At 63.2% G+C, this 24,349-nt stretch carries 22 protein-coding genes; 13 read left to right on the forward strand and 9 right to left on the reverse strand.

All coding sequences use genetic code 11. From position 1 onward, the window contains the following. Positions 1–24: 24 nt before the first annotated feature. Positions 25–279 (forward strand): FAD assembly factor SdhE, encoded by a 255-nt coding sequence (locus tag H040_RS19355; RefSeq protein WP_008094993.1) that lies wholly within the window; start codon positions 25–27, stop codon positions 277–279. Then, positions 263–724, forward strand: coding sequence for a protein YgfX (locus tag H040_RS19360; RefSeq protein WP_027917880.1), 462 nt, complete (start codon positions 263–265; stop codon positions 722–724). The genes H040_RS19355 and H040_RS19360 overlap by 17 nt, the downstream gene beginning before the upstream one ends. On the opposite strand, the gene nadB is transcribed toward H040_RS19360, so the two are convergent. Further along, on the reverse strand, positions 711–2,315 hold the full coding sequence (gene nadB / locus H040_RS19365) for an L-aspartate oxidase (protein ID WP_027917879.1): 1,605 nt from the start codon (positions 2,313–2,315) through the stop codon (positions 711–713). The genes H040_RS19360 and nadB overlap by 14 nt on opposite strands. A gap of 435 nt (positions 2,316–2,750) precedes the next feature. On the opposite strand from nadB, the gene rpoE reads away from it, so the two are divergent. The 10 genes from rpoE to pdxJ all read left to right on the forward strand — a co-directional run bounded on the left by rpoE (position 2,751) and on the right by pdxJ (position 12,783). Beyond that, positions 2,751–3,332, forward strand: a complete 582-nt coding sequence (gene rpoE, locus H040_RS19370) for an RNA polymerase sigma factor RpoE (protein WP_003252049.1) — start codon at positions 2,751–2,753, stop codon at positions 3,330–3,332. A 31-nt stretch (positions 3,333–3,363) separates the two neighbouring features. Beyond that, on the forward strand, positions 3,364–3,954 hold the full coding sequence (locus H040_RS19375) for a sigma-E factor negative regulatory protein (RefSeq protein ID WP_027917878.1): 591 nt from the start codon (positions 3,364–3,366) through the stop codon (positions 3,952–3,954). 12 nt (positions 3,955–3,966) lie between these two features. Beyond that, complete coding sequence (locus H040_RS19380; protein WP_027917877.1) at positions 3,967–4,941, forward strand: MucB/RseB C-terminal domain-containing protein; 975 nt, start codon at positions 3,967–3,969, stop codon at positions 4,939–4,941. 220 nt (positions 4,942–5,161) lie between these two features. Further along, the gene (locus H040_RS19385) at positions 5,162–6,565 is read left to right on the forward strand and encodes a DegQ family serine endoprotease (RefSeq protein WP_371260236.1); all 1,404 of its coding nucleotides are present in this window, start codon (positions 5,162–5,164) and stop codon (positions 6,563–6,565) included. A 182-nt stretch (positions 6,566–6,747) separates the two neighbouring features. Further along, positions 6,748–8,547: a translation elongation factor 4 gene (gene lepA, locus H040_RS19390; protein ID WP_027917875.1), complete on the forward strand. Its 1,800-nt coding sequence runs from the start codon at positions 6,748–6,750 to the stop codon at positions 8,545–8,547. Between the two features lie 5 nt (positions 8,548–8,552). Continuing rightward, entirely contained in the window at positions 8,553–9,407 is an 855-nt protein-coding gene (gene lepB / locus H040_RS19395) for a signal peptidase I (RefSeq protein ID WP_027917874.1), read from the forward strand. A gap of 161 nt (positions 9,408–9,568) precedes the next feature. Further along, positions 9,569–10,258, forward strand: coding sequence for a ribonuclease III (rnc, locus tag H040_RS19400; RefSeq protein ID WP_027917873.1), 690 nt, complete (start codon positions 9,569–9,571; stop codon positions 10,256–10,258). Next, positions 10,251–11,153 carry a GTPase Era gene (gene era / locus H040_RS19405; RefSeq protein WP_016498176.1) on the forward strand — a complete coding sequence of 301 codons (903 nt, stop codon included), beginning with the start codon at positions 10,251–10,253 and terminating at the stop codon, positions 11,151–11,153. The genes rnc and era overlap by 8 nt, the downstream gene beginning before the upstream one ends. 162 nt (positions 11,154–11,315) lie before the next feature. Beyond that, complete coding sequence (recO, locus tag H040_RS19410; protein WP_027917872.1) at positions 11,316–11,999, forward strand: DNA repair protein RecO; 684 nt, start codon at positions 11,316–11,318, stop codon at positions 11,997–11,999. Positions 12,000–12,060: 61 nt separating this feature from the next. Further along, positions 12,061–12,783: a pyridoxine 5'-phosphate synthase gene (gene pdxJ / locus H040_RS19415; protein ID WP_152954894.1), complete on the forward strand. Its 723-nt coding sequence runs from the start codon at positions 12,061–12,063 to the stop codon at positions 12,781–12,783. A gap of 128 nt (positions 12,784–12,911) precedes the next feature. Here the strand turns inward: pdxJ and H040_RS19420 are convergent, their stop codons facing one another. Next, positions 12,912–14,294: a heavy metal sensor histidine kinase gene (locus tag H040_RS19420; RefSeq protein ID WP_027917870.1), complete on the reverse strand. Its 1,383-nt coding sequence runs from the start codon at positions 14,292–14,294 to the stop codon at positions 12,912–12,914. Then, on the reverse strand, positions 14,291–14,965 hold the full coding sequence (locus tag H040_RS19425) for a heavy metal response regulator transcription factor (RefSeq protein WP_027917869.1): 675 nt from the start codon (positions 14,963–14,965) through the stop codon (positions 14,291–14,293). The genes H040_RS19420 and H040_RS19425 overlap by 4 nt, the downstream gene beginning before the upstream one ends. A gap of 241 nt (positions 14,966–15,206) precedes the next feature. Between H040_RS19425 and H040_RS19430 the strand changes: the two genes are divergently transcribed. Further along, on the forward strand, positions 15,207–15,410 hold the full coding sequence (locus H040_RS19430; protein ID WP_027917868.1) for a hypothetical protein: 204 nt from the start codon (positions 15,207–15,209) through the stop codon (positions 15,408–15,410). A gap of 72 nt (positions 15,411–15,482) precedes the next feature. Here H040_RS19430 and cmoB read toward each other — a convergent pair whose 3' ends face one another. The 6 genes from cmoB to H040_RS19470 all read right to left on the reverse strand — a co-directional run bounded on the left by cmoB (position 15,483) and on the right by H040_RS19470 (position 24,344). Beyond that, entirely contained in the window at positions 15,483–16,439 is a 957-nt protein-coding gene (gene cmoB / locus H040_RS19435) for a tRNA 5-methoxyuridine(34)/uridine 5-oxyacetic acid(34) synthase CmoB (protein WP_027917867.1), read from the reverse strand. Continuing rightward, the gene (gene cmoA, locus H040_RS19440) at positions 16,436–17,179 is read right to left on the reverse strand and encodes a carboxy-S-adenosyl-L-methionine synthase CmoA (RefSeq protein WP_027917866.1); all 744 of its coding nucleotides are present in this window, start codon (positions 17,177–17,179) and stop codon (positions 16,436–16,438) included. The genes cmoB and cmoA overlap by 4 nt, the downstream gene beginning before the upstream one ends. An 89-nt stretch (positions 17,180–17,268) precedes the next feature. Then, the gene (locus H040_RS19445; protein ID WP_027917865.1) at positions 17,269–17,661 is read right to left on the reverse strand and encodes a protease inhibitor I42 family protein; all 393 of its coding nucleotides are present in this window, start codon (positions 17,659–17,661) and stop codon (positions 17,269–17,271) included. Between the two features lie 184 nt (positions 17,662–17,845). After that, positions 17,846–20,266, reverse strand: coding sequence for an endopeptidase La (lon, locus tag H040_RS19455; RefSeq protein ID WP_027917864.1), 2,421 nt, complete (start codon positions 20,264–20,266; stop codon positions 17,846–17,848). 277 nt (positions 20,267–20,543) lie between these two features. After that, a complete protein-coding gene (locus tag H040_RS19465) occupies positions 20,544–22,955 on the reverse strand; it encodes a glucose/quinate/shikimate family membrane-bound PQQ-dependent dehydrogenase (RefSeq protein WP_027917863.1) in 2,412 nt (803 codons plus the stop codon). Positions 22,956–22,997: 42 nt separating this feature from the next. After that, positions 22,998–24,344, reverse strand: coding sequence for a carbohydrate porin (locus H040_RS19470; RefSeq protein ID WP_027917862.1), 1,347 nt, complete (start codon positions 24,342–24,344; stop codon positions 22,998–23,000). Positions 24,345–24,349: the final 5 nt, after the last annotated feature.

Raw genomic sequence — 24,349 nt, forward strand, 5'->3', positions numbered from 1 at the left:
GCGCGACCATTCGAGGAGGGCCCCATGGTCGAACAAACTGAACTCAACCGGCTTTTCTGGCACAGCCGCCGCGGCATGCTGGAACTGGACGTACTGCTGGTGCCATTCACCCAGGAGGTCTACCCGACCCTGAGCGAAGCCGACCGCGAACTTTATGTCCGCCTGTTGAGCTGTGAAGACCAGGACATGTTCGGCTGGTTCATGGAGCGTACCGAGTCGGAAGACCCGGAGCTGCAGCGCATGGTCCGCATCATTCTGGACCGTGTCCAGCCCAAGTGAGTTTTTCGAGTGCCGTTGGCAGGGCTCGCGCCTGTTGCTGGCGGCCTACCTGGGTTGCCAGGTGCTGGCGCTACTGGTCTTGTGGCTGAGCGCGCTGCCCTGGTGGCTTGGCCTTTGTGTTCTTTGCGCTTGTATTGCCCACGCCTGCTGGGCCATTCCCCGCCGCATTCTGCTGACTGACGCCCATGCCGTTACCGGCCTGCGCCGTGACCCTTCGGGCTGGCGCGTGTTCAACCGGGCGCAAGGCTGGCAGCCGGTTCGTTTGTGCCGCGACAGTGTGGCGCTGCCGGGGTTGGTGGTGTTGCGGTTCGTCAGGGCAGGGCACTGGCTTGGCGAGAGCCAGTGCATACCTCGAGATGCCCTGGGGCCTGACCTGCACCGGCGTTTGCGGGTGAGGCTGAAGTACAGCCGGCGCCGGTTCGACAGCTGTATCAAATCGGGCTGAGGATGGTGTCCTTGGCCTCGGGCAGCATCCCTGGGTAATCCAGCGTGTAATGCAGCCCGCGGCTCTCCTTGCGCTGCATTGCCGAACGGATCATCAGCTCCGCCACCTGGGCCAGGTTGCGCAGTTCGATCAGGTCGCGGCTGACCTTGTAGTTGCTGTAGAACTCGTCGATCTCGTCGAGCAGCAGGCGAACGCGGTGTTCGGCGCGCTGCAGGCGTTTGCTGGTGCGCACGATACCCACGTAGTCCCACATGAAGCGCCGCAGCTCGTCCCAGTTGTGCGCGATGATCACGTCTTCGTCCGAGTCGGTCACCTGGCTGGCATCCCAGCAGGGCAGGGCCCGGGGCATGGTGATCTGGTCCAGGTGCGCTTCGATGTCCGCTGCTGCGGCGCGGCCATAGACAAAGCACTCCAGCAGTGAGTTGCTGGCCATGCGGTTGGCGCCATGCAAGCCGGTGAAACTGGTTTCGCCGATAGCGTACAGGCCGGGTACATCGGTATGGCCGCGGTCGTCGACCATCACACCGCCACAGGTGTAATGCGCCGCCGGAACCACCGGGATCGGCTGGCGAGTGATGTCGATGCCAAAAGCCAGGCAACGCTCGTAGACGGTCGGGAAATGGCTCTTGATGAAGTCGGCCGGCTTGTGAGTGATGTCCAGGTAGACACAATCGACGCCCAGACGCTTCATTTCATGGTCGATGGCGCGGGCGACGATGTCGCGAGGGGCCAGCTCTTCTCGCGGGTCGAAGCGCGGCATGAAGCGCTCGCCATTGGGCAGGCGCAATAACGCACCTTCGCCACGCAAGGCCTCGGTGACCAGGAAGCTCTTGGCCTGCGGGTGATACAGGCAGGTCGGGTGGAACTGGTTGAATTCCAGGTTGGCTACCCGGCAGCCTGCGCGCCAGGCCATGGCGATGCCATCACCGCAGGCGCCGTCGGGGTTGCTGGTATAGAGGTACACCTTGGCCGCGCCGCCGGTGGCCAGCACGGTGAAGCGTGCGCCGAAGGTATCGACTTGGCCACTGTTACGGTTCAGTACATAGGCACCCAGGCAACGATCCCCCGCCAGGCCCAGGCGGCGTTCGGTGATCAGGTCGACCGCCACGCGCTGCTCCAGCAACTCGATGTTCGGGCGCTTGCGGGCTTGTTCCAGCAAGGTGGTGAAAATCGCCGCACCGGTGGCGTCGGCAGCATGGATGATGCGCCGGTGGCTGTGGCCACCCTCGCGGGTGAGGTGAAATTCGAAACCGCCATCATCGACGCTGTAGTGTTCATCGCGGGTAAAAGGTACGCCTTGCTCGATGAGCCATTCGATGGCTTCACGGCTGTGCTCGACGGTAAAGCGCACCGCCTCTTCGTGGCACAGGCCGCCACCGGCATTGAGGGTGTCCTCGACATGCGACTGCACGGTGTCGGTATTGTCCAGCACGGCTGCGACCCCACCTTGGGCCCAGAAGGTCGAACCGTTGGCCAGGTCGCCCTTGCTCAGCACGGCAATGCGCAAGTGGCCAGGAAGGTTAAGTGCCAGGCTCAGACCGGCTGCGCCGCTGCCGATCACCAGGACATCATGTTGGAATTGTTGGCTCATGTCGGGACACTAGTAATCTTTGGAAAGGGCGCGGCACAATAGTCACGTGCAGATGGCAATGTGAAACTATCGTGATTGCTGGCCGGGTTGCCTTTATAGCAGCCTGCGGCAGCCAATTTCCATGCCAGTTGGGACGTTGCGTCAATCTTTGCGGGAACTTTCCGACACGGCCGGAAATCCTATGAAGGCTGTCCGCACGCCACAATTTGCCGCGGCGACGCGGGGCGGCAGCTCTATCCGGGCTGACACCTGCGTATTCGAAACCTGATTATCGACGCAGCGGGCCGTGACCGCGCCGCGTCTTTCGTGCGAGCCGACCAAGGGCCGCAGGAAACTTGCTTGGAGGGGAGAACTTTTGCGCAAAGCCCGAGTCTATGGTTGCAAGCCCGAACAAAGGCTGTTGCCACGCTCCTTCGAGTTCACTGAGGAGTGTTCATGCTAACCCAGGAAGAGGATCAGCAGCTTGTCGAGCGTGTGCAACGCGGGGACAGGCGAGCGTTCGATCTGTTGGTGCTGAAGTATCAGCACAAGATTCTAGGGTTGATCGTGCGGTTCGTTCACGACACCCACGAGGCCCAGGATGTGGCGCAGGAAGCCTTTATCAAGGCCTACCGTGCGCTTGGCAATTTTCGCGGTGACAGTGCGTTTTATACGTGGCTGTACCGCATCGCCATCAACACGGCGAAGAACTACCTGGTGTCCCGTGGAAGACGGCCACCAGACAGTGATGTGAGCTCCGAGGATGCGGAGTTTTACGACGGCGATCATGGTCTCAAGGATCTCGAGTCCCCAGAGCGCTCGTTGTTGCGGGATGAAATCGAAGGCACTGTCCATCGCACCATCCAGCAACTGCCCGAAGATCTGCGCACGGCTTTGACCCTGCGTGAATTTGACGGATTGAGTTACGAAGACATTGCCAGCGTCATGCAATGTCCGGTGGGTACCGTGCGCTCTCGAATCTTCCGCGCTCGGGAGGCCATAGACAAAGCCCTGCAGCCGTTGTTGCAGGAAACCTGAGACAGCGGCGACAGCCAAGAGAGGAACCGCCATGAGTCGTGAAGCTTTGCAGGAATCGCTGTCCGCGGTGATGGATAACGAAGCGGACGAACTGGAATTGCGTCGGGTGTTGAATGCCGTCGACGATGCCGAAACCCGTGCCACCTGGTCGCGTTACCAGGTAGCCCGCGCAGCGATGCACAAGGAACTGCTGCTGCCCAAACTGGATATCGCCTCGGCGGTCTCCGCCGCGCTGGCTGATGAAGCCGTGCCGGCCAAGGTCAAGCAGGGCCCGTGGCGCAGCATTGGCCGCCTGGCCGTCGCTGCCTCGGTCACCGTAGCGGTGCTGGCTGGTGTGCGTATGTACAACCAGGACGAAATCACCGGTGCCGAGCTGGCTGCCCAGCAGCCTGCACAACAAGGCCTGAGCATGCCACAAAGTCAGGGGCCGGCGGTTTTGGCAGGCTATAGTGAAAGCAGTGAGCAACCGACCGGGCCGATGGCCAACGGCGTGCTGCAGAACCAGGCCGGCTGGGATCAGCGTCTGCCAGGTTACCTGCGCCAGCACGCGCAGGAATCCGCGCTCAAGGGCACTGAAACCGCCCTGCCGTATGCCCGCGCCGCCAGCCTGGAAAACCGCTAAGTAAGGAGGATCATGCGCGCGCTACCTCTCCTGTCGCTGCTGATAGGCAGCTGCATGACGGTGCCAGCGTTGGCGGCCAACTCATCGCCTGAGGCGAACGAATGGCTGAACAAGCTGGCACAGGCCGAGCAAAAGCAAAGTTACCAGGGCTCCTTCGTCTACGAACGTAACGGCAGCTTCTCTTCCCACGATATCTGGCATCGCGTTCAGGACGGCAAGGTCAGCGAGCGGCTTTTGCAGCTCGATGGTGCCGCCCAGGAAATCGTGCGCGTGGATGGCAAGGTGCAGTGCGTGAGTGGTGCCCTGGCAGGTGGGGCTGATGGGGTCACCAACCCGCCTGACGCCGCGCAGCGCTCGCTCGATCCCCTCAAACTGATGAGCTGGTACGACCTGAGCGTGGCGGGCAGGTCACGGGTCGCTGACCGCGACGCCGTGATTGTCACGCTGACGCCCCGCGACCAGCATCGCTACGCTTTCGAACTCCATCTGGACCGCCGCACCGGCCTGCCACTGCGTTCATTGATGCTCAATGACAAGGGGCAGTTGCTCGAGCGCTTCCAGATGACCCGTCTGGATACCGACCACCTGCCCAGTGATCATGACCTGCAAGCCAGTTCCGCCTGCAAGCCGATCGAGCGTGCGGCCAGCAGCGCAAGTGAGGCCGTTGCCGGTTGGCGTTCAGACTGGCTGCCGCCCGGGTTTGAACTGATCAACAGTACGGTGCGGCGTGACCCTGAGCGCAACAGTTCGATCAGCAGCCTGATGTATGACGATGGCCTGGCACGTTTCTCGGTGTTCCTCGAGCCCGTGAAGGATGATGCCGGTGCCGATGTGCGTACCCAGCTTGGCCCGACGTCGGCCGTTTCGCGCCGGCTGAACACGCCCAAGGGCAAGGTGCAGGTCACCGTGGTCGGCGAGATTCCGCTGGGTACGGCAGAACGTGTCGCGTTGTCGATGCGGCCTCAGGACGCCCAGGCGCGCCAGTAATGGCGCGCTCTTGCGGGCCGGCTCAAGGGCAATGCACAGTCGATCGGGCATGCGGCTGAAATGAAATTAAAGCATTGTCATTTGCAATCCTTCGGCAAATTTTCTATAGGTCAGGCTTCTAGGAGTCTGGCCTTTCCTGCTTTGGGCAGGGCTATTTCCAACTACCGCTCGTTGTGACGGGAGCCGTATGTCAATACCACGCTTGAAATCCTACCTAACGATGTTCGCCGCCGTGCTGATGCTCGGCCAGGTGCTCAGCGCCCAGGCCGAGGAAGCCCTGCCGGACTTCACTACCCTGGTCGAGCAGGCCTCGCCTGCGGTCGTCAACATCAGTACCAAGCAGAAGCTGCCAGACCGCGTCGCCGCTGGGCAGATGCCGGACCTTGAAGGCCTGCCACCGATGTTCCGCGAATTCTTCGAACGCAACATGCCGCAGCAGCCCCGTTCGCCACGTGGTGATCGCCAGCGCGAGGCCATGTCGCTGGGTTCGGGCTTCATCATTTCCAGCGATGGCTATGTACTGACCAACAACCACGTGGTTGCCGATGCCGACGAGATCATTGTCCGCCTGTCGGATCGCAGTGAGTTGCAGGCCAAGCTGATCGGCACCGACCCGCGCACCGACGTGGCCCTGCTGAAGGTCGAGGGCAAGAACCTGCCGACCGTCAAGCTGGGTGATTCCGAGAAGCTCAAGGTCGGTGAATGGGTGTTGGCCATCGGCTCGCCGTTCGGCTTCGACCATTCGGTGACCAAAGGTATCGTCAGTGCCAAGGGTCGGACCCTGCCAAACGACACCTATGTACCGTTCATCCAGACCGACGTGGCCATCAACCCGGGTAACTCCGGCGGCCCGCTGTTCAACATGAAGGGCGAAGTTGTCGGTATCAACTCGCAGATCTTCACCCGTTCCGGCGGCTTCATGGGCCTGTCCTTCGCCATCCCGATCGACGTGGCCATCGATGTGTCCAACCAGCTGAAGAAGGACGGCAAGGTCAGCCGCGGCTGGCTGGGCGTGGTGATTCAGGAGGTCAACAAGGACCTGGCTGAATCGTTCGGTCTCGACAAGCCGGCTGGCGCCCTGGTGGCGCAGGTGCTGGAAAACGGTCCGGCAGCCAAAGGTGGCCTGCAGGTGGGTGACGTGATCCTGAGCATGAACGGCCAACCGATCGTCATGTCGGCTGACCTGCCACATCTGGTCGGCAGCCTGAAGGACGGCGAGAAGGCCAAGCTCGAGATCATCCGCAACGGCAAGCGCCAGACCCTGGACGTCGCCGTTGGCCCGATGCCGGATGACGATGCCGACATCGCTGCAGGCAGCGGCGCTGAAGGCGGCGCCGAGCGCAACAGCAACCGCTTGGGTGTGTCGGTCTCGGACCTCACCGCCGAGCAGAAGAAAACCCTGGAGCTGAAGGGCGGTGTGGTCATCAAGGAAGTCCAGGATGGCCCGGCTGCGATGATCGGGCTGCGCCCGGGTGACGTCATCAGCCACCTGAACAACCAGGCGGTCGTTTCGGCCAAGCAGTTCACCGAAATCGCCAAGGACCTGCCGAAGAACCGTTCGGTGTCGATGCGCGTGCTGCGTCAGGGCCGTGCCAGCTTCATCACCTTCAAACTCGCTGAATAAGCGGGCTCAAGGGTAGGAAAGGGCAGCTTCGGCTGCCCTTTTTCATGAAAGTTCACAATTGCGGATGCAAATGCTGTGTACAGTCCGATAGAGGAATCTCCCATAACCCACCGGCTTAAGGTACAATTCCCGGCTATTTTTCGGCGGGCGTCCGGCTCGCAGCCTTTTCCGAGTGTTGACCCGTGAGTGATTTGAGTCATATCCGCAATTTCTCCATCATCGCCCACATCGACCATGGCAAGTCGACGCTGGCCGACCGTTTCATTCAAATGTGCGGTGGCCTGTCGGCGCGCGAAATGGAAGCCCAGGTACTGGACTCCATGGACCTGGAGCGCGAACGCGGTATCACCATCAAGGCCCACAGCGTCACGCTCAACTACAAGGCGCAGGACGGCAAGGTCTACCAGCTGAACTTCATCGACACCCCCGGCCACGTCGACTTCACCTACGAAGTCTCGCGCTCGCTGGCGGCCTGTGAAGGTGCGCTGCTGGTGGTAGACGCCGGCCAGGGCGTCGAAGCCCAGTCCGTGGCCAACTGCTACACCGCCATCGAGCAGGGCCTGGAGGTCATGCCGGTCCTCAACAAGATGGACCTGCCGCAGGCCGACCCGGACCGCGTCAAGGACGAGATCGAGAAGATCATCGGCATCGACGCCACCGACGCCGTGGCCTGCAGTGCCAAGAGCGGCATGGGCGTGGACGAGGTGCTCGAGCGCCTGGTACAGACCATCCCCGCGCCGGAAGGCGATATCGAAGCGCCGCTGCAGGCGTTGATCATCGACTCCTGGTTCGACAACTACCTGGGCGTTGTCTCGCTGGTGCGTGTGCGCCACGGCCGCGTCAAGAAAGGCGACAAGATCCTGGTCAAGTCCACCGGCAAGGTGCACCTGGTCGACAGCGTCGGTGTGTTCACCCCGAAGCACACCCAGACCGCTGACCTGAAGGCCGGCGAAGTAGGCTTCATCATCGGCAGCATCAAGGACATTCACGGTGCGCCGGTGGGTGACACCCTGACCCTGTCCACCACCCCCGAAGTCGAAGTGCTGCCAGGCTTCAAGAAGATTCAGCCGCAGGTCTACGCCGGCCTGTTCCCGGTCAGCTCCGACGACTTCGAGGACTTCCGCGACGCCCTGCAGAAGCTGACCCTCAACGACTCGTCGCTGCAATACATGCCGGAAAGCTCTGACGCCCTGGGCTTCGGCTTCCGTTGCGGCTTCCTCGGCATGCTGCACATGGAGATCATCCAGGAGCGCCTGGAGCGTGAATACGACCTGGACCTGATCACCACCGCGCCAAGCGTGATCTACGAGCTCGAACTCAAGACCGGTGAGACCATCGTCGTCGATAACCCGTCGAAGCTGCCGGATGTTTCGGCCGTGGCAGATTTCCGCGAGCCGATCGTTACCGCGACCATTCTGGTGCCGCAGGAGCATCTGGGTAACGTCATCACCCTGTGCATCGAGAAGCGTGGCGTGCAGCGCGACATGCAGTTCCTCGGCAGCCAGGTGCAGGTGCGCTATGACATGCCGATGAACGAAGTGGTACTGGACTTCTTCGACCGCCTGAAGTCCACCAGCCGCGGCTATGCTTCGCTGGACTATCATTTCGATCGCTACCAGTCGGCCAACCTGGTCAAGCTGGATGTACTGATCAACGGCGACAAGGTCGATGCCCTGGCATTGATCGTGCACCGCGACAACGCGGCTTACAAAGGCCGTGCGTTGACCGAGAAGATGAAGGAGCTGATCCCTCGGCAGATGTTCGACGTGGCGATCCAGGCAGCCATTGGCGGCCAGATCATTGCGCGGACGACCGTCAAGGCACTCAGAAAGAACGTACTGGCCAAGTGCTACGGTGGTGACGTCAGCCGTAAGAAGAAACTGCTGGAGAAGCAGAAGGCCGGTAAGAAACGCATGAAGCAGGTGGGCAACGTGGAGATTCCACAGGAAGCCTTCCTCGCCGTGCTCAGGTTGGATAGCTAGGTCCTATGTCGCTAAATTTCCCGCTGTTGCTAGTCATCGCCGTCTTCGTCTGCGGTCTGCTGGGCTTGATCGATCTGCTGTTCCTGGCTCCGCGCCGGCGGGCAGCGATCGCCACCTACCAGGGCAGCGTCACCCAGCCAGAAATGGCGGTGGTCGAGCGCCTGAGCAAGGAGCCGCTGCTGGTCGAGTACGGTAAGTCGTTCTTCCCGGTGCTGTTCATCGTGCTGGTACTGCGCTCGTTCCTGGTCGAGCCGTTCCAGATCCCTTCGGGGTCGATGAAGCCGACCCTGGAAGTAGGCGATTTCATCCTGGTGAACAAGTTCTCCTACGGCATTCGTCTGCCGGTGATCGACAAGAAAGTCATCGAGGTCGGTGACCCGCAACGCGGCGATGTCATGGTGTTCCGCTACCCAAGCGACCCGAACGTCAACTACATCAAGCGCGTGGTCGGCTTGCCGGGCGACAAGATCAGCTACACCAGCGACAAGCGTCTGTTCGTCAACGGCCAGCCGATCGCCGAGCAACTGGTCGGCGCCGAGCCAGGTACCTTGGGCAGCGCCGAGCTGTACAAGGAAAAACTCGGCGAAGCCGAGCACCTGATCCGCAAGGAGATGACCCGTTATCGCATGCCGCCGGACCAGCAATGGACCGTGCCGGCCGGCCATTACTTCATGATGGGCGACAACCGCGACAACTCCAACGACAGCCGTTACTGGGATGACCCGAAAATCCCGAAAGCGCTGCACGGCATGGTTCCGGACCGGAACATCGTCGGCAAGGCCTTCGCGGTATGGATGAGCTGGCCAGAGCCAAAACTCAGCCACTTGCCCAACCTGTCGCGGGTCGGCCTGATCCATTGATACCCTTCGGCGCTGTCCTGCAGACAGCGCCGAATGCATTTCTGACATAGGCTGTGTTCTCAGGGATCGAGAGATTCGTCGAACACCGCGACGGACCACAGCCAAACAGTCTTTCAGGATGTTGATTTGAACAACGCGTTGAACAACCAACGGGTGGCTGCATGAGTGCTTCCCTTGCCCGTCTCGAGCGCAAGCTCGGCTACACCTTCAAGAACCAGGAGCAGATGCTGCTGGCCCTGACTCACCGCAGCTACGCCGGGCGCAACAACGAGCGCCTGGAGTTCCTCGGTGACGCCATTCTCAACTTCGTCGCCGGCGAGGCGCTGTTCGAGCGCTTCCCGCAGGCCCGCGAAGGCCAGCTGTCGCGCCTGCGCGCCCGCCTGGTCAAGGGCGAGACCCTGGCCCGGCTGGCCCGTGGTTTCGACCTGGGCGATTACCTGCGCCTGGGCTCGGGTGAGCTCAAGAGCGGTGGCTTCCGCCGTGAATCGATCCTCGCCGACGCCCTGGAGGCGCTGATCGGGGCAATCTATCTGGACGCGGACATGCAGACCGCGCGCGAGCGTGTCCTCGCCTGGCTGACCGACGAGTTCGAAGGCCTGACCCTGGTCGACACCAACAAGGACCCGAAAACCCGCCTGCAGGAGTTCCTGCAATCGCGCAGCTGCGAGTTGCCGCGTTACGAGGTGGTCGACATCCAGGGCGAACCGCACTGCCGTACCTTCTTCGTCGAATGCGAAGTGGTGCTGCTGAACAACAAGAGCCGTGGCCAGGGCGTCAGCCGGCGTATCGCCGAGCAAGTCGCCGCCGCTGCTGCATTGATCGCCCTGGGCGTGGAGAATGGCAATGACTGATAACAATCCGACCCGCTGCGGTTACGTGGCCATCGTCGGCCGCCCGAACGTGGGCAAGTCGACCCTGCTCAACCACATCCTCGGCCAGAAGCTGGCAATCACCTCGCGCAAGCCGCAGACCACCCGCCACAACATGCTCGGCATCAAGACCGAGGGGGATGTGCAGGCGATCTACGTGGACACCCCGGGCATGCACAAGGCCAACGACAAGGCCTTGAACCGCTACATGAACCGCAACGCCTCGGCGGCCCTGAAGGACGTCGACGTGGTGATCTTCGTGGTCGACCGCACCAAATGGACCGACGAGGACCAACTGGTGCTCGAGCGGGTGCAGTACGTGACCGGCCCGCTTATCATTGCGGTCAACAAGACCGACCGCATGGAAGAGAAGGCCGAGTTGATCCCGCACCTGCAGTGGTTGCAGGAGCAGCTGCCGAACGCTGAGGTGATGCCGATTTCCGCGCAGCAGGGCCACAACCTGGAAGCGCTGGAAGCCCAGATCGCCAAGCACCTGCCGGAAAACGATCACTTCTTCCCGGAAGACCAGATCACCGACCGCAGCAGCCGCTTCCTCGCCGCCGAACTGGTGCGCGAGAAGATCATGCGCCAGCTGGGGGCAGAGCTGCCGTACCAGATCACCGTGGAAATCGAAGAGTTCAAGCAGCAGGGCCACGTGCTGCACATCCATGCACTGATCCTGGTCGAGCGTGATGGCCAGAAGAAGATCATCATTGGTGACAAGGGCGAGCGTATCAAACGCATTGGCTCTGAAGCGCGCAAGGACATGGAGGTGCTGTTCGACTCCAAGGTCATGCTCAACCTCTGGGTCAAGGTCAAAGGCGGCTGGTCCGACGACGAACGCGCCCTGCGTTCGCTGGGCTACGGCGACCTCTAAGCCGCTGCGCGCACTCCTGTAGGAGTGGCCTTGTGTCGCGAAAGGGGCGCGTAGCGGGCCCCAAGATCTCGATTGGCACACAGATTTGGGGCTGCTGCGCAGCCCTTTCGCGAAAGGCCGCTCCTGTAGAGGTCGCGTCAAGCCCGGGCTCAGATATCGTAAATGGACCAACCCACCCCCCAGCCGGCCTATGTCCTGCACAGCCGCGCCTACAAGGAAACCAGTGCACTGGTGGATTTCTTCACGCCGCAGGGGCGCGTGCGTGCGGTGCTGCGCCGTGCACGCGGCAAGGGTGGCAGCCTGGTGCGGCCGTTCGTACCGCTGGAAGTGGAACTGTTCGGCAAGGGCGAGCTGAAGAACGTCAGGCGCCTGGACACCGTCGGCATCGCCGCCTGGCTCAATGGTGACGCGCTGTTCAGCGGCCTCTACCTCAACGAACTGCTGATGCGCCTGCTGCCCGCCGAGGCGCCGCAGCCGGAGCTGTTCGAGCAGTACGCCCTGACCCTGCAGGCATTGGCCGAGGGCAGGCCGCTGGAGCCGCTGCTGCGCTCATTCGAATGGCGGCTGCTGGAAGACCTGGGCTACACCTTTTCGCTCAGCCACGATATCAACGACGACCCGGTCGAAGCCGACGGCCTGTACCGCCTGCGGGTCGATGCCGGCCTGGAGCGCGTGTACCTGGCCCAGCCTGGCCTGTTCAATGGCACCGAGCTGCTGGCCCTGGCCCAGGCCGACTGGGACGCACCAGGCGCCTTGCTGGCGGCCAAGCGCCTGATGCGCCAGGCATTGGCGGTGCACTTGGGGCCAAAACCGCTGGTAAGCCGGGAACTGTTTCGCAAGCGCTGAGCACGTCGTATGCTGTGTGGCTCAAACTTCAGGAGAGCCTTTCGTGACTCACAGCAACCGCATGCTTCTTGGCGTCAACATCGACCACGTAGCGACCCTGCGCCAGGCCCGCGGCACCCGCTACCCGGACCCGGTCAAGGCTGCACTGGATGCCGAGGAAGCAGGCGCCGATGGCATCACCGTGCACCTGCGTGAAGATCGCCGGCACATCCAGGAGCGCGACGTGGTGCTGCTCAAGGACGTGCTGCAGACGCGCATGAATTTCGAAATGGGCGTCACCGAAGAGATGATGGCCTTTGCCGAGAAAATCCGCCCGGCGCATATCTGCCTGGTCCCCGAGACCCGCCAGGAGCTGACCACCGAGGGTGGCCTGGATGTGGCAGGCCAGGAAGCACGGATCAAGGCGGCGGTCGAGCGCTTGTCGCGTACCGGTGCTGAAGTGTCGCTGTTCATCGATGCCGACGAGCGGCAGATCGAGGCTTCGCGCCGTGTCGGTGCGCCGGCCATCGAGTTGCACACCGGGCGTTATGCCGATGCCGAAACGCCGACCGAAGTGGCCGAGGAGCTGCAACGCATCGTCGATGGCGTGGCGTTTGGCGTGGGCCAGGGGTTGATCGTCAATGCTGGCCATGGCCTGCATTACCACAACGTCGAGGCGGTGGCCGCGATCAAGGGCATCAATGAGCTGAACATCGGCCATGCGCTGGTTGCGCATGCCTTGTTCGTCGGCTTCAAGGCCGCTGTGGCCGAGATGAAGGCGTTGATCGTCGCGGCTTCGCGCTGATCCGTCGGTTGCTTGTACCGGCCCCTTCGCGGGTGAACCCGCTCCCACAGGGACAGCACTGCCCCAAGGTAATGTGCAGCACCTGTGGCAGCGGGTTCACCCGTGAAGAGGCCGGTGCAGGCAACGCTTCACTCTGCTTGAAACACCAGTGTGAAGCGAGTCGGCCCTGAAGGGCTGCTGCTTACCTCGACTCGCCCTCCATGCAGCTGCATGATCGATTTCACGATCGCCAACCCCAAGCCCGTCCCGCCCTCCAGCCGCGAACGCCCCGACCCCACGCGGTAGAAGCGCTCGAACAACTGCGGCCAGTGTTCTTCGGCAATGCCCGGCCCCTGATTCTCCACCCATATCAATACCTCGCTGGCCTGGCGCTCTATGCCCAGCTTCACCGCCTGTCCGTCTGGTCCGTGACGAATGGCATTGCTCAGCAAATTCGACAGCGCCCGCTGGAACATCAGGCGGTCTGCCAGCGCCGTACCCCAGCCCTGCAGGCGCAGTTCGATATGCTTCAACTCGGCACTGAAGGCAAACAGCTCGCTCACCTGCGCCGCTTCGTCCGCCAACGCCAGCGGCTTGAGCGCCACTTGTGCCTGCGGCTGGCTGACCTGAGCGAGGAACAGCATGTCGTTGATGATGCGGTTGAGCCGGGTCAGCTCCTCGATGCTGTCTTCCAGCACCTCCCGGTAGTTCTCGCTGTCACGCTCGCGGGCCAGGGTGACCTGGGCCTTGCCCATCAGGTTGCTCAGCGGCGTGCGCAGTTCGTGGGCCAGGTCGTCAGAGAACTGCGACAGCTGGCGTACACCTTGATCCAGGCGGTCGAGCATCACATTGATGCTGCGCGCCAGCTCTGCCAGTTCCAGGGGCAGCCCAAGGGCGGGCAGGCGGTGTTGCAGATCCTGGGCAGAGACCTGCCCGGCAATGCGGCGGAAGTGGCGCAGTGGCTTCAAGCCTCGTTGCATCAGCCACCAGGCGCCAGCGCCGATCAGCAGCAACAGCAGTGGCAGGGCCAGCAGGGTCGAGTGCAGGTAGGCCTGAAGCAGGGCGTGGTCATCGGCCCGGTTGAGCGACATCATCACCCGCACCGGGGTGTCGTCGCGCAGGCGCATCTGGCGGGTGACGGTGAGGATCTGGCTGCCGCTGCTGTCACGCCATTCGTGGTAGTTCAGGCGTGCATCGGTGTGCAATTCACCGACACGGGATTCAAGCGCAGGGCCAAGGCTGAGCAGGTGCGGGTGGCGGCCCTCGAGGGCCAGTACGCTGAGGCTGAGGTTGTCGTGGCCCATCACCAGGTCGAGCAACGGATGAGCACGGCTGCCAAGGTCCTCGCTGCGCAAGTCGACTCGCAGGTTGTGTTCCACCTGCAACATCTTGCGCGCCAGGTCCTTGCGGGCGCGGCTGTCCAGTTCGTGGTCGAGGGCGAACACTGCGAGGCAGGCGAGCAGCAGCACCAGGGCGGCGCCCATCAGGGTCACACTCAGGCCCAGGCGTAGCGACAGGCTGGCGTGCTTCACACCCGGGCCTCGAGGACATAACCAACGCCGCGCAGGGTATGGATCAGCTTGTCGTCGAACGGATCGTCGATCTTTGCCCGTAGCCGGCGAATCGAGACTTCGACCACATTGGTGTCGCAATCGAAGTTCATGTCCCACACCAGCGAGATGATCTGCGTGCGCGATAGCACTTCGCCGCTCTGGCGCATCAGCAGGTGCAACAGGGCGAACTCTTTGGCGGTCAGGTCGATACGTTTGCCGGCGCGGTAGGCGCGGTGGCGGCCGGGGTCCAGCTCAAGGTCGGCGACGCGCAGGGTGCTCGGTTGCAGTTGCTGGTCGTTACGGCGCAGCAGGCTGCGAATGCGGGCCAGCAATTCGGGGAACTCGAACGGTTTGAGCAGATAATCGTCAGCGCCCAGATCCAGGCCTTTGACGCGGTCTGCCAGGCGACCATGGGCAGTGAGCATCATGATGCGCGTGGCCGCTTCGGCGCGCAGGCGCTGCAGCACCGTCCAGCCGTCAAGTTCGGGCAGGTTGACGTCGAGGATGATCAGGTCGTAGGGCTGCTGGCGTGCCAGGTGCAGGCCGTCGGTGCCGGTGTGGGCGCAGTCGACCACATAGCCGTTTTCGCGCAGGCCTTGTTGCAGGTAGTCGGCGGTACGCAGTTCGTCCTCGATGATCAGTAGGCGCATGGGCGGGCTCGGTGTGCTGGAAAGGGCGGGATTCTCAAGCCTGGAGGGGCTTCAGGGTCAAGCCGCAGGATGTTACGGCATGCTAATGGCCCATCGGCGTAGATAACGGATTTGTAATCCCGGTGTTATCTGGCGGTTGGCCAAGGCTACCTTGCAAGACTGTAATGCGCGCCTCACCTTGGCGTTAGCTACCCTTGGATACGCTTGCCCTGTCTGATCGGTTATCAACGAGGCAAGCACGATGAACCTGACCAAATACCTGCTGCTGGCGACCCTTGCCCTGGGCAGCGCCAGCGTTTACGCCGAAGGCGGCGCCGAACGTTCCAAGGCGTTCTGGCAAGCGTTCCGCCAGGACCAGGAGCGCCTGCATGGCGACAAGCAACAGGCCATCGCCGAGCGCGAGCGCAAGGCACAGGAAAAGGCCCGCGAGGTGGCCAAGGACTGAGTGAGCAACAGCAGCTGTGCCAGCACTGCTCCCTGGCACAGCTGTGATTCAGGCGTCCATGTGGACGCCTTTTTATTTGCGCGCCAGCAGCGTGGCGCGGCGCGGGGCCGGTAGGCCTTCGATGGTCTTGCTGTGGTCGTTCGGGTCGAGGAAATCGCCCAGCGACTGATAGCGCATCCATTCGGTGCTGCGCTGTTCCTCGACGCTGGTGACACTCACGTCCACGCAGCGCACATCAGTGAAACCGGCGCGGCGCAACCAGCGCTCCAGGGCCGGTACCGACGGCAGGTACCAGACGTTGCGCATCTGCGCGTAGCGGTCTTCGGGCACCAGCACCTGGTTTTCGTCGCCTTCGATCACCAGGGTTTCCAGCACCAGTTCGCCGCCTTTGACCAGGCAGTCCTTGAGCGCCAGCAAGTGCTCGATGGGCGAGCGGCGGTGGTAGAACACACCCATGGAGAACACTGTGTCGAAGCCTTCGAGGTTGGCCGGCAGCTCTTCCAGGGCGAACGGCAAGTGCCAGGCGGGCAGCTCGGGCAAATACTGCTGCACGGCTTGGAACTGGCAGAAGAACAGCCAGTTGGGGTCAACGCCGATGACCATGTCGGCGCCGGCACCCAGCATGCGCCACTGGTAGTAACCGTTGCCGCAGCCGACATCGAGCACGCGCTTGCCCTTGAGGTCCAGGTGCGGGCCGACCCGTGACCACTTCCAGTCCGAGCGCCATTCGGTGTCGACATGCACACCGAACAGGTCGAACGGCCCCTTGCGCCAGGGCGACAGGCCCATCAGCGCCTGGTGCACCTGCGCACGGGTGGCGTCATCGCAGTCGCAATCCAGGCGCAGGCCGTCGGCCAGGTCGATAACGCTCGGCTGCAGGGCCGGCAGCGCGTCCAGCGCGCCGCGCCAGCGGTCGAGGTCGCCATGGCCTTTTTCGAGCTTGGCTTCCAGTTGAGCTTGCAGGCCCTGGGACCAGGCAGCCAGGGGAGTGCCCGCCAGGCGGCGGACGAGGGGGGACAGATCGATCATGGCAAGGCTATCAGCGAGGCGAAGTTAAGGCATTGGAACCACGGCACCACCTTGGAGAAGCCGGCTGCGCGCAGGCGTTCTTCATGGGCTTCCAGGGTGTCGGGCTTCATCACGTTCTCAATGGCGCTGCGCTTCTGGGCGATTTCCAGTTCGCTGTAGCCATTGGCCCGCTTGAAGTCCAGGTGCAGTTCGTTGAGCAGGTTCTGCTCGTCGTCATCGGCGAAACGCAGTTTTTCCGAGAGGATCAGCGCGCCGCCGGGCAGTAGTGCCTGGCGGATCCGGCCGAGCAGCGCCAGGCGCTGTTCCGGTGCGATGAATTGCAGCGTGAAGTTCATCGCCACCACCGAGGCCGGTTCGAAGGGCAGGGTGAGGATGTCGGCGTCCAGTACTTCGACCGGCAGCAGTTCCTGGAACATCGAATCCTGGGCGGTGAGGTACTGGCGGCAACGTTCGACCATGGCCGCGGAATTGTCTACCGCGATTACCCGGCAGCCGTCGCTGCGCACATGGCGGCGCAGCGATTGGGTCACGGCCCCCAGGGAGGCCCCGAGATCGTATAGCGCAGTGTTTGGCTGGGCGAAGCGCGCAGCCAGCACGCCGAGGTTCTCGACGATGGTCGGGTAACCGGGCACCGAGCGCTTGATCATGTCCGGGAACACGCGCACCACGTCTTCGTTGAACACGAAGTCGGGGACTTGCTCCAGGGGTTGGGCGAAAAGGCGGTCGGGTTGTTTGCTCACGGTGAATCCAGGCGGCTGGCGATATGCAGGGCCGGCATTCTAGCCAAACCGCAGCGCGGATGCATGGTTCGCTGACCAGCGCTGTGCGTTCAGTCGACGCGGATGGCGCAATCGAAGGTCTGTACCGGGCGTACTTCCGGGGCCCACGGTTGCTGGTAAACCAGCATCAGGTGGCCTTCACCGGCGGCACGGGCCTGGTAGCGCCAGGTCGAGATGCCTGAGCTGCCGACGATACCGGCGTCTTCGGGGGCACTGTAGACCTCGGGGCCCAGGCTTTGCAGCACGTTGGATGCCGGGTTCTGCACCAGCCAGCGGTAACCGGTGGTGGGGTTGCTGGGCAGGGTCAGGGTGAGGCTCTGGCCGACCTGCAGGCGCTTGGGGCATTCGCTTTCGGCGTCCAGTTCGACGGTTTGTTTCGGCTGCTGGGCGCAGGCGGCGAGCAGGGCGAAGCTCAGGGGAACGAGCAGACGAGGGGCAGTCATGGTGGCTCCAGAGGCTGACGATGGCCTGAGGATAACCGATGACTCGGTCCTGTGGGAGCGGCCTTGTGTCGCGAAAGGGCTGCCTAGCAGCCCCGACAATTAATGCACCGGTGCTGAAATCCCGGGGCCGCTTTGCGGCCCTTTCGCGACACAGGGCCGCTCCTGCAACAAGCGAGGCGGTGGGTCAGAACAAGACTTTGGCGACGTCCGTGAAGCGCTTGGCGAAATGCACGGTCATGCCTTCGCGCAGGTAGTCCGGCAGTTCCTCGAAATCACCCCGGTTGGGTTCGGGCAGGATCAGCTCGAAAATCTTCTGGCGCCGCGCCGCGATCACTTTTTCGCGCACGCCGCCAATCGGCAGCACCTGGCCGGTGAGGGTCAGCTCGCCGGTCATGGCGACGCCTTTCTTCGGCGCCTGGTCGCGGGCCAGCGAAAGCAGCGCGCTGGCCATGGTGATACCGGCACTTGGGCCATCCTTTGGCGTGGCGCCTTCAGGTACGTGCAGGTGAATGAACGCCTCATTGAAGAAGCCCGGGTCGCCGCCAAACTGCTTGAGGTTGGAACTGACGTAGCTGTAGGCGATTTCGGCGGACTCCTTCATCACATCGCCGAGCTTGCCGGTGAGCTTGAAGCCGCGGTTCAGGGTATGGATGCGCGTCGCCTCGATCGGCAAGGTCGCGCCGCCCATGCTGGTCCAGGCAAGGCCTGTTATCACCCCTTTGCCAGCCAATACCTGCTCGCTGCGGAACACCGGCATGCCCAGGGCAGCCTCCAGATCCTTGTTGCCGATCTTGATCTTGGCATCCGGGGCTTCCAGCAACCTCACCACGGCCTTGCGCACCAGTTTGCCCAGCTGTTTCTCCAGCTGGCGCACGCCGGCTTCACGGGCATAGCCGTCGATTACCGTGCGCAGGGCGCTGTCGCTGATGCTCAGGCTGGTCTTGGCCACGCCGGCCTTTTCCAGCTGCTTGGGCCACAGGTGGCGCTTGGCGATGGCCAGCTTCTCTTCAGTGATGTAGCCAGACAGGCGGATCACTTCCATACGGTCGAGCAGCGGCCCTGGGATTGAGTCCAGGGTGTTGGCGGTGCACACGAACAGCACCTTGGACAGGTCCAGGCGCAGGTCCAGGTAGTGGTCGAGGAAGTCGACGTTCTGCTCCGGGTCGAGCGTTTCCAGCAGCGCCGAGGCCGGGTCGCCCTGGTAGCTCTGGCCCATCTTGTCGATCTCGTCGAGCATGATCACCGGGTTCATCACCTCGACCTCTTTCAGCGCCTGCACCAGCTTGCCTGGTTGGGCGCCGATGTAGGTGCGACGGTGGCCCTTGATCTCTGCCTCGTCGCGCATGCCACCCACGCTGAAGCGGTAGAACGGCCGGCCCAGGGATTCGGCGATCGACTTGCCGATGCTGGTCTTGCCCACCCCTGGCGGGCCCACCAGCAGCACGATCGAGCCGCTGATTTCGCCCTTCCAGGCGCCGACCGCGAGGAATTCGAGGATACGCTCCTTGATGTCGTCCAGCCCCGCGTGATGCTGGTCGAGCACCTTGCGCGCGTGCTTGAGGTCGAGCTTGTCCTTGCCGTACTGGCCCCAGGGCAGGGCGGTGGCCCATTCCAGGTAATTACGGGTGACCGCGTATTCGGGCGAGCCCGTCTCGAGAATGGCCAGCTTGCCCATTTCTTCGTCGATGCGTTTTTTCGCCTGGTCGGGCAGGGTCTTGCCGGCAAGGCGCTGCTCGAACTGTTCGAGGTCGGCGCTGCGATCGTCCTTGGTCAGGCCCAGCTCCTGCTGGATGACCTTGAGCTGCTCCTTGAGGAAGAACTCGCGCTGGTGTTCGCCGATCTGCCGATTCACTTCGGCGGAGATCTCGTTCTGCAGGCGCGCAACTTCGACCTCCTTGCGCAGCATCGGCAAGACCTTCTCCATGCGCTTGAGCATGGGCACGCAGTCGAGCACCTCTTGCAACTGGTTGCCGGTGGCAGAGGTGAGCGCGGCAGCAAAGTCGGTGAGCGGTGACGGGTCGTTGGGGCTGAAGCGGTTGAGGTAGTTCTTCAGCTCTTCGCTATACAGCGGGTTGAGCGGCAGCAGCTCTTTGATCGCGTTGATCAGCGCCATGCCGTAGGCCTTGACCTCGTCGGTCGGCTCGGCCGGCTGGCGCGGGTACTCGACCTCGACCAGGTACGGCGGGCGATGGTGCTTGAGCCAGGTGCGGATGCGCACCCGGGTCAGGCCTTGGGCGACGAACTGCAACTTGCCGTTTTCACGGCTGGCGTGGTGCACCTTGACCAGGGTGCCGTACTCCGGCAGCGCCGAGGTGTCGAAGTGGCGGTGGTCCTCCGGCGGGGTGTCCATGAAGAACAGTGCCAGCGAGTGGTGCTCGGTCTTGGCCACCAGGTCGAGGGTTTCGGCCCAAGGTTCTTCATTGACGATCACCGGCAGCACCTGCGCGGGGAAGAACGGGCGGTTGTGGATCGGGATCACATAGACCTTGTCCGGCAGCTGCTGGCCGGGCAGGGCGAGGGCGTGGCCGGTTTCGGCCTGGGTGTCGGGCTGTTCGACTGCGCTGTGTTCTTCGGGTTGTTCCGGGAAATCCTGCTGGTCGCTCATGGGGCACCTGCGTGAATGACTATGGTGCTTAGATGGGGCGCGGGGGGATGGGTTTCAATGGTAGACGAAGGGCGCAGAGGGACGGTTTCATCTTTGCCAGCGTATGCCGGCCTTGCTTGAGCAGGCGCGGCCTTGCGTCGCGAGAGGGCCGCAAGGCCGCGCTATTTCTGCAATGCTGCTGAAATCCTGGGGCCGCCTTGCGGCCCTTTCGCGACACAAGGCCGCGCCTACAATGACCGCGTGTGCTGGTTGAGCCCCTGAACGGGGCTCGATGGCGTTACTGGGCCAATTTGTAAGCGATGATGTAATCGCCCATTTTCGTGCCCAGGGAGCCATGGCCGCCAGCAACGATCAGCACGTACTGCTTGCCGTCCTTGCCGGTATAGGTCATCGGCGTGGCTTGGCCACCTGCAGGCAAGCGGGCTTTCCACAGTTCCTTGCCGTTGTTCACGTCGTAGGCACGCAGGTACTGGTCCAGGGTACCGCTGAGGAAGCCGACGCCGCCCGCGGTGACGATCGAACCGCCCATGCTCGGTACGCCCACCGGCATGCCGATCGGCACCGGGGTGCTGTCACGGGTGGTGCCGTTCTTGCGCTTCCACACAACCTTGTTGGTGAACAGGTCGATGGCTGCAACATAGCCCCAGGCTGGCGCCTGGCAGGGGATGCCGATCGGTGACATGAACGGGTGCATGGTCACCGCGTACGGCGCGCCGGTGTTCGGCTGCACACCGCTGGTTTCGCTTTCGCGTTTGCTGCCGGCGGCCACCTGCTCGCGTGGCACCATCTTCGACACGAAGGCCATGTAGTTGGGCGAGGTGAACAGCAGCTGGCGCACCGGGTCGACCGACACGCTGCCCCAGTTGAACACACCGACGTTGCCAGGGTAGACCAGGCTGCCCTGTTCGGATGGCGGGGTGTACTGGCCTTCGTAGCGCAGCTCGCGGAACTGGATGCGGCACAGCATCTGGTCGAACGGCGTGGCGCCCCACATGGCCTGTTCGGTCAGCTCAGGGCCAAGCAGGTTGAGGTCGGAGCGGGCCTGGGTCGGCGCGGTATGGTCACCCTTGACCGCGCCCTGCGGGACCGGGATCTCGCGGATCGGCACGATCGGTGTGCCGTCACGGCGGTCAAGCACATACAGGCTGCCCTGCTTGGTCGGCACGATGATCGCCGGCTTGATGTCGTCCTTGGTCTTCAGGTGCACCAGGGTTGGCTGGCTGCCGACGTCCATGTCCCACAGGTCGTGGTGGGTGAACTGGTAGTTCCAGCGCGCCTTGCCGGTGGCCAGGTCCAGTGCGACCACGCCAGCGCTGTACTTCTCGGCGCCCGGTGTGCGGTTGGCACCCCATTGGTCAGGCGTCTGGTTGCCCAGTGGCAGGTAGACCATGCCCAGGTCTTCGTCGACGCTGGCCAGCGACCACATGTTGGCCGAGTTGCGGCTGTACGTCTTGCCGGGGGCCAGCGGCTTGGTGTCGTCCGGGTTGTTGCTGTCCCAGTTCCACACCAGTCGGCCGTCGTGCACGTCGTAGGCGCGGATCACGCCGGACGGTTCGTTGGTCGACTCGTTGTCGGTGACATGGCCGCCGATGATCACCAGGCTGCGGGTGATCGCCACCGGCGAGGTGGAGTAGTAGCCGCCAGCGGTGAACGGGCCGATGCCGGTGGTCAGGTCGATGGCGCCCTGGTTGGCGAAGCCTTCGCAGACCTTGCCGTTGTCGGCGTTGATGGCGATCAGGCGCGCGTCGGCGGTTGGCAGGTAGAGGCGGCGCGGGCAGGCCTGGGCCACGGCCTGGCCGGCATCGGACACCTTCGGCGCCGGGCTGCCGTCACGGCTGACGTAGCTGTTCTCGTCGTAGTACGAGACGCCACGGCAGGTCATGTGGGCGAAGCCCTTGAAGGTACCGACCGGGGTCTTGATCTGCGGGTCGTAACGCCAGATCTCGGCGCCGGTGTCCGGGTCCAGGGCCAGCACCTTACTGTGGGCGGTGCAGGCGTAGAGCATGCCGTTGGCCTTCAGCGGGGTGTTTTCGTTGGTCAGCTCGACCGGGTCGTTGTCGGTCGGCAGGTCGCCGGTGCGGATGCGCCAGGCTTCTTCCAGGCGGTAGGCGTTCTGCGGGGTGATCTGGCGAAGCGGCGAATAGCGGTCGCCGTGCTCGGTACGGCCATAGGCCTGCCAGTCGCCATCGGGCATGGCCGGTGCGGCGCTGCCCATTTCGCTGTTGTCGCGGCCGAGTTCGCCGAACACTTCACCCGGGTGGGTAAATTGGCTGCCCAGGGCGCAGGCCCCCGACGCCAGTACGGCGACGCTCAGCAGCGCGGTATTGGCCTTGGATGCGGGGCCGGTCAGCGGGCGACGGGCCCACGGCAGCAGCAGCACAACGCCGATGGCGAACCAGATGGCCAGGCGTGGCACCAGTTGCCACCAGTCCAGGCCCACTTCGAGCATGGCCCACACGGTGCTGCCCAGCAGCACCAGGCCATACAGGCCCAGGGCGATGCGGCGCTTGGCCAGCAGCAGGGCGCCCGACAGGGCAAAGCCGATACCGGCAATCAGGTAGTACAGCGATCCGCCCAGCTGGCTCAGCTTGATGCCGCCGGCCAACAGGGCCAGGCCCATCAGCAACAGCAGCACGCCCATCAGGCGCGGTAGCCAGCGGGTTCCTTGGTTGGCACCGTCAGTGCTCATCGTAGGTTCTCCGTTATGTGAAGGTGGTCAGTGTGAAGGTGGTCAGAAAGTGCTTTGAATCTTCAGGCCGCCGATCAGCGCGCTGTCGACCTGCGACACCCCGCCCGGATGGCGGATGTACTGCAGGTTCGGGCGCACCGTGAGCCAGTCGGCCAGGTGAATGCCGTAATAGAGTTCGGCGCTGTACTCGGTGTCTTGCACCGGCAGGTAGCCTGGGTTGTCGTAGTCGTCGAGGCCGGCCACCTGATTGGCCAGGCGGGCGTTCTTGCGGTAACCCGGGTTGGCGTGCACGCGGGCGACGGCGAAGCCGATGTCGTCCTTGGCGCGGGCGTCGAAGGGGCCTTTGTAAACGAGTCCAGCTTGAACATAGTTGTCGATGACATTGGTTTTCTTGTCGTGCACCGTGGCGTTGGCGAACAGGCTCAGGCCGCGCGACTGGTCGGATGCCAGCGAGGTGACCTGCTGCTGGGCCCCGAGCCACAAGCCGTGCTTGCTAGAACTGCTGCGGTAGGCGGCGCCACTGAGGGCGGCCGGCTGGCCGTTGCTGTCCTTGAGAACATCCTGTGCCTTGGCATTACTGTAGTAGTAGCCGGCGCGATATTCCCCTTTCAGGCCATTCAGGCGTGGGCTCCATACCAGTTCGACTGGCATTACCGCGCCTTGGGTACCGCTGCCGCTGAGCTTGAAGCCGTTGCCCGATTCGAGGTTGGACGGGTTCTGCTCATACACGCCGACCTGGGCGTACAGCTCTGGGTTGAGGTTGTAGCGCACGCGCATGGCCCACTGGCTGACTGGCCAGTTGTACCAGATGCCGCCGACCCAGTTGCCCACCTGCGAGCCGCAGAAGGCCAGGTTCTGGAAGTCGCAGGGGAAGCTGTTGAAGTCCTCGCCTTCGCCAAAGCGGCCGACTTTCACGTCCAGGGCGCCGTCGAAGTATTTCTGCTTGATCCACATTTGCGTCAACCGCCAGGTTTCGCCACGGCCCCAGACTTCCTGGGCCGAGGTGAAGCCGCCCACCCGCGGGTCGTTGATGCGGTCGTTGCTGATGTTGTCGCCGTGGCGTTCGGTGATGGTCAGCTGCAGCTCGGTGTCGTTCCAGCCGAGGATCTTCTCCAGGTCCAGGTGGCTGCCGAAGGTGAACTGGTCGCTGTAGCGCGCAGTGCGGTCGTGGTCGTAGCCGCCGTGCAGGTTGCTGCCCATCTCGCCGGTGTAGCCGAGGGTGAAGTCGTAGCCTTTTTCCAGCAGCTCGCTGCGGGTGCCGCCCCAGTCGCCGAACATCCATGGGGAGTCCTTGGCGAACGCTTCGCTGGCGTTGGCAATGACGGGTAAGCCTGCGGCAATGGCGATGAAAGCCAGGCCGGTGTAGCGGGTTTTGGGCAGTTGGAACATGAGAT

It is taken from the genome of Pseudomonas sp. URMO17WK12:I7 (assembly GCF_003269045.1).
Classification (GTDB): domain Bacteria; phylum Pseudomonadota; class Gammaproteobacteria; order Pseudomonadales; family Pseudomonadaceae; genus Aquipseudomonas; species Aquipseudomonas putida_J.

Excerpts from the sequence above, each read along its gene's own strand:
- rnc (WP_027917873.1), top strand. The coding sequence starts at position 9,569 with ATGAGTGCTTCCCTTGCCCGTCTCGAGCGCAAGCTCGGCTACACCTTC.
- H040_RS19425 (WP_027917869.1), bottom strand. The coding sequence starts at position 14,965 with ATGCGCCTACTGATCATCGAGGACGAACTGCGTACCGCCGACTACCTG.
- H040_RS19430 (WP_027917868.1), top strand. The coding sequence starts at position 15,207 with ATGAACCTGACCAAATACCTGCTGCTGGCGACCCTTGCCCTGGGCAGC.
- H040_RS19465 (WP_027917863.1), bottom strand. The coding sequence starts at position 22,955 with ATGAGCACTGACGGTGCCAACCAAGGAACCCGCTGGCTACCGCGCCTG.
- pdxJ (WP_152954894.1), top strand. The coding sequence starts at position 12,061 with ATGCTTCTTGGCGTCAACATCGACCACGTAGCGACCCTGCGCCAGGCC.
- nadB (WP_027917879.1), bottom strand. The coding sequence starts at position 2,315 with ATGAGCCAACAATTCCAACATGATGTCCTGGTGATCGGCAGCGGCGCA.
- recO (WP_027917872.1), top strand. The coding sequence starts at position 11,316 with ATGGACCAACCCACCCCCCAGCCGGCCTATGTCCTGCACAGCCGCGCC.
- H040_RS19445 (WP_027917865.1), bottom strand. The coding sequence starts at position 17,661 with ATGACTGCCCCTCGTCTGCTCGTTCCCCTGAGCTTCGCCCTGCTCGCC.
- H040_RS19385 (WP_371260236.1), top strand. The coding sequence starts at position 5,162 with ATGTTCGCCGCCGTGCTGATGCTCGGCCAGGTGCTCAGCGCCCAGGCC.
- H040_RS19375 (WP_027917878.1), top strand. The coding sequence starts at position 3,364 with ATGAGTCGTGAAGCTTTGCAGGAATCGCTGTCCGCGGTGATGGATAAC.
- H040_RS19380 (WP_027917877.1), top strand. The coding sequence starts at position 3,967 with ATGCGCGCGCTACCTCTCCTGTCGCTGCTGATAGGCAGCTGCATGACG.
- H040_RS19355 (WP_008094993.1), top strand. The coding sequence starts at position 25 with ATGGTCGAACAAACTGAACTCAACCGGCTTTTCTGGCACAGCCGCCGC.
- lon (WP_027917864.1), bottom strand. The coding sequence starts at position 20,266 with ATGAGCGACCAGCAGGATTTCCCGGAACAACCCGAAGAACACAGCGCA.
- rpoE (WP_003252049.1), top strand. The coding sequence starts at position 2,751 with ATGCTAACCCAGGAAGAGGATCAGCAGCTTGTCGAGCGTGTGCAACGC.
- lepB (WP_027917874.1), top strand. The coding sequence starts at position 8,553 with ATGTCGCTAAATTTCCCGCTGTTGCTAGTCATCGCCGTCTTCGTCTGC.
- era (WP_016498176.1), top strand. The coding sequence starts at position 10,251 with ATGACTGATAACAATCCGACCCGCTGCGGTTACGTGGCCATCGTCGGC.
- H040_RS19470 (WP_027917862.1), bottom strand. The coding sequence starts at position 24,344 with ATGTTCCAACTGCCCAAAACCCGCTACACCGGCCTGGCTTTCATCGCC.
- cmoB (WP_027917867.1), bottom strand. The coding sequence starts at position 16,439 with ATGATCGATCTGTCCCCCCTCGTCCGCCGCCTGGCGGGCACTCCCCTG.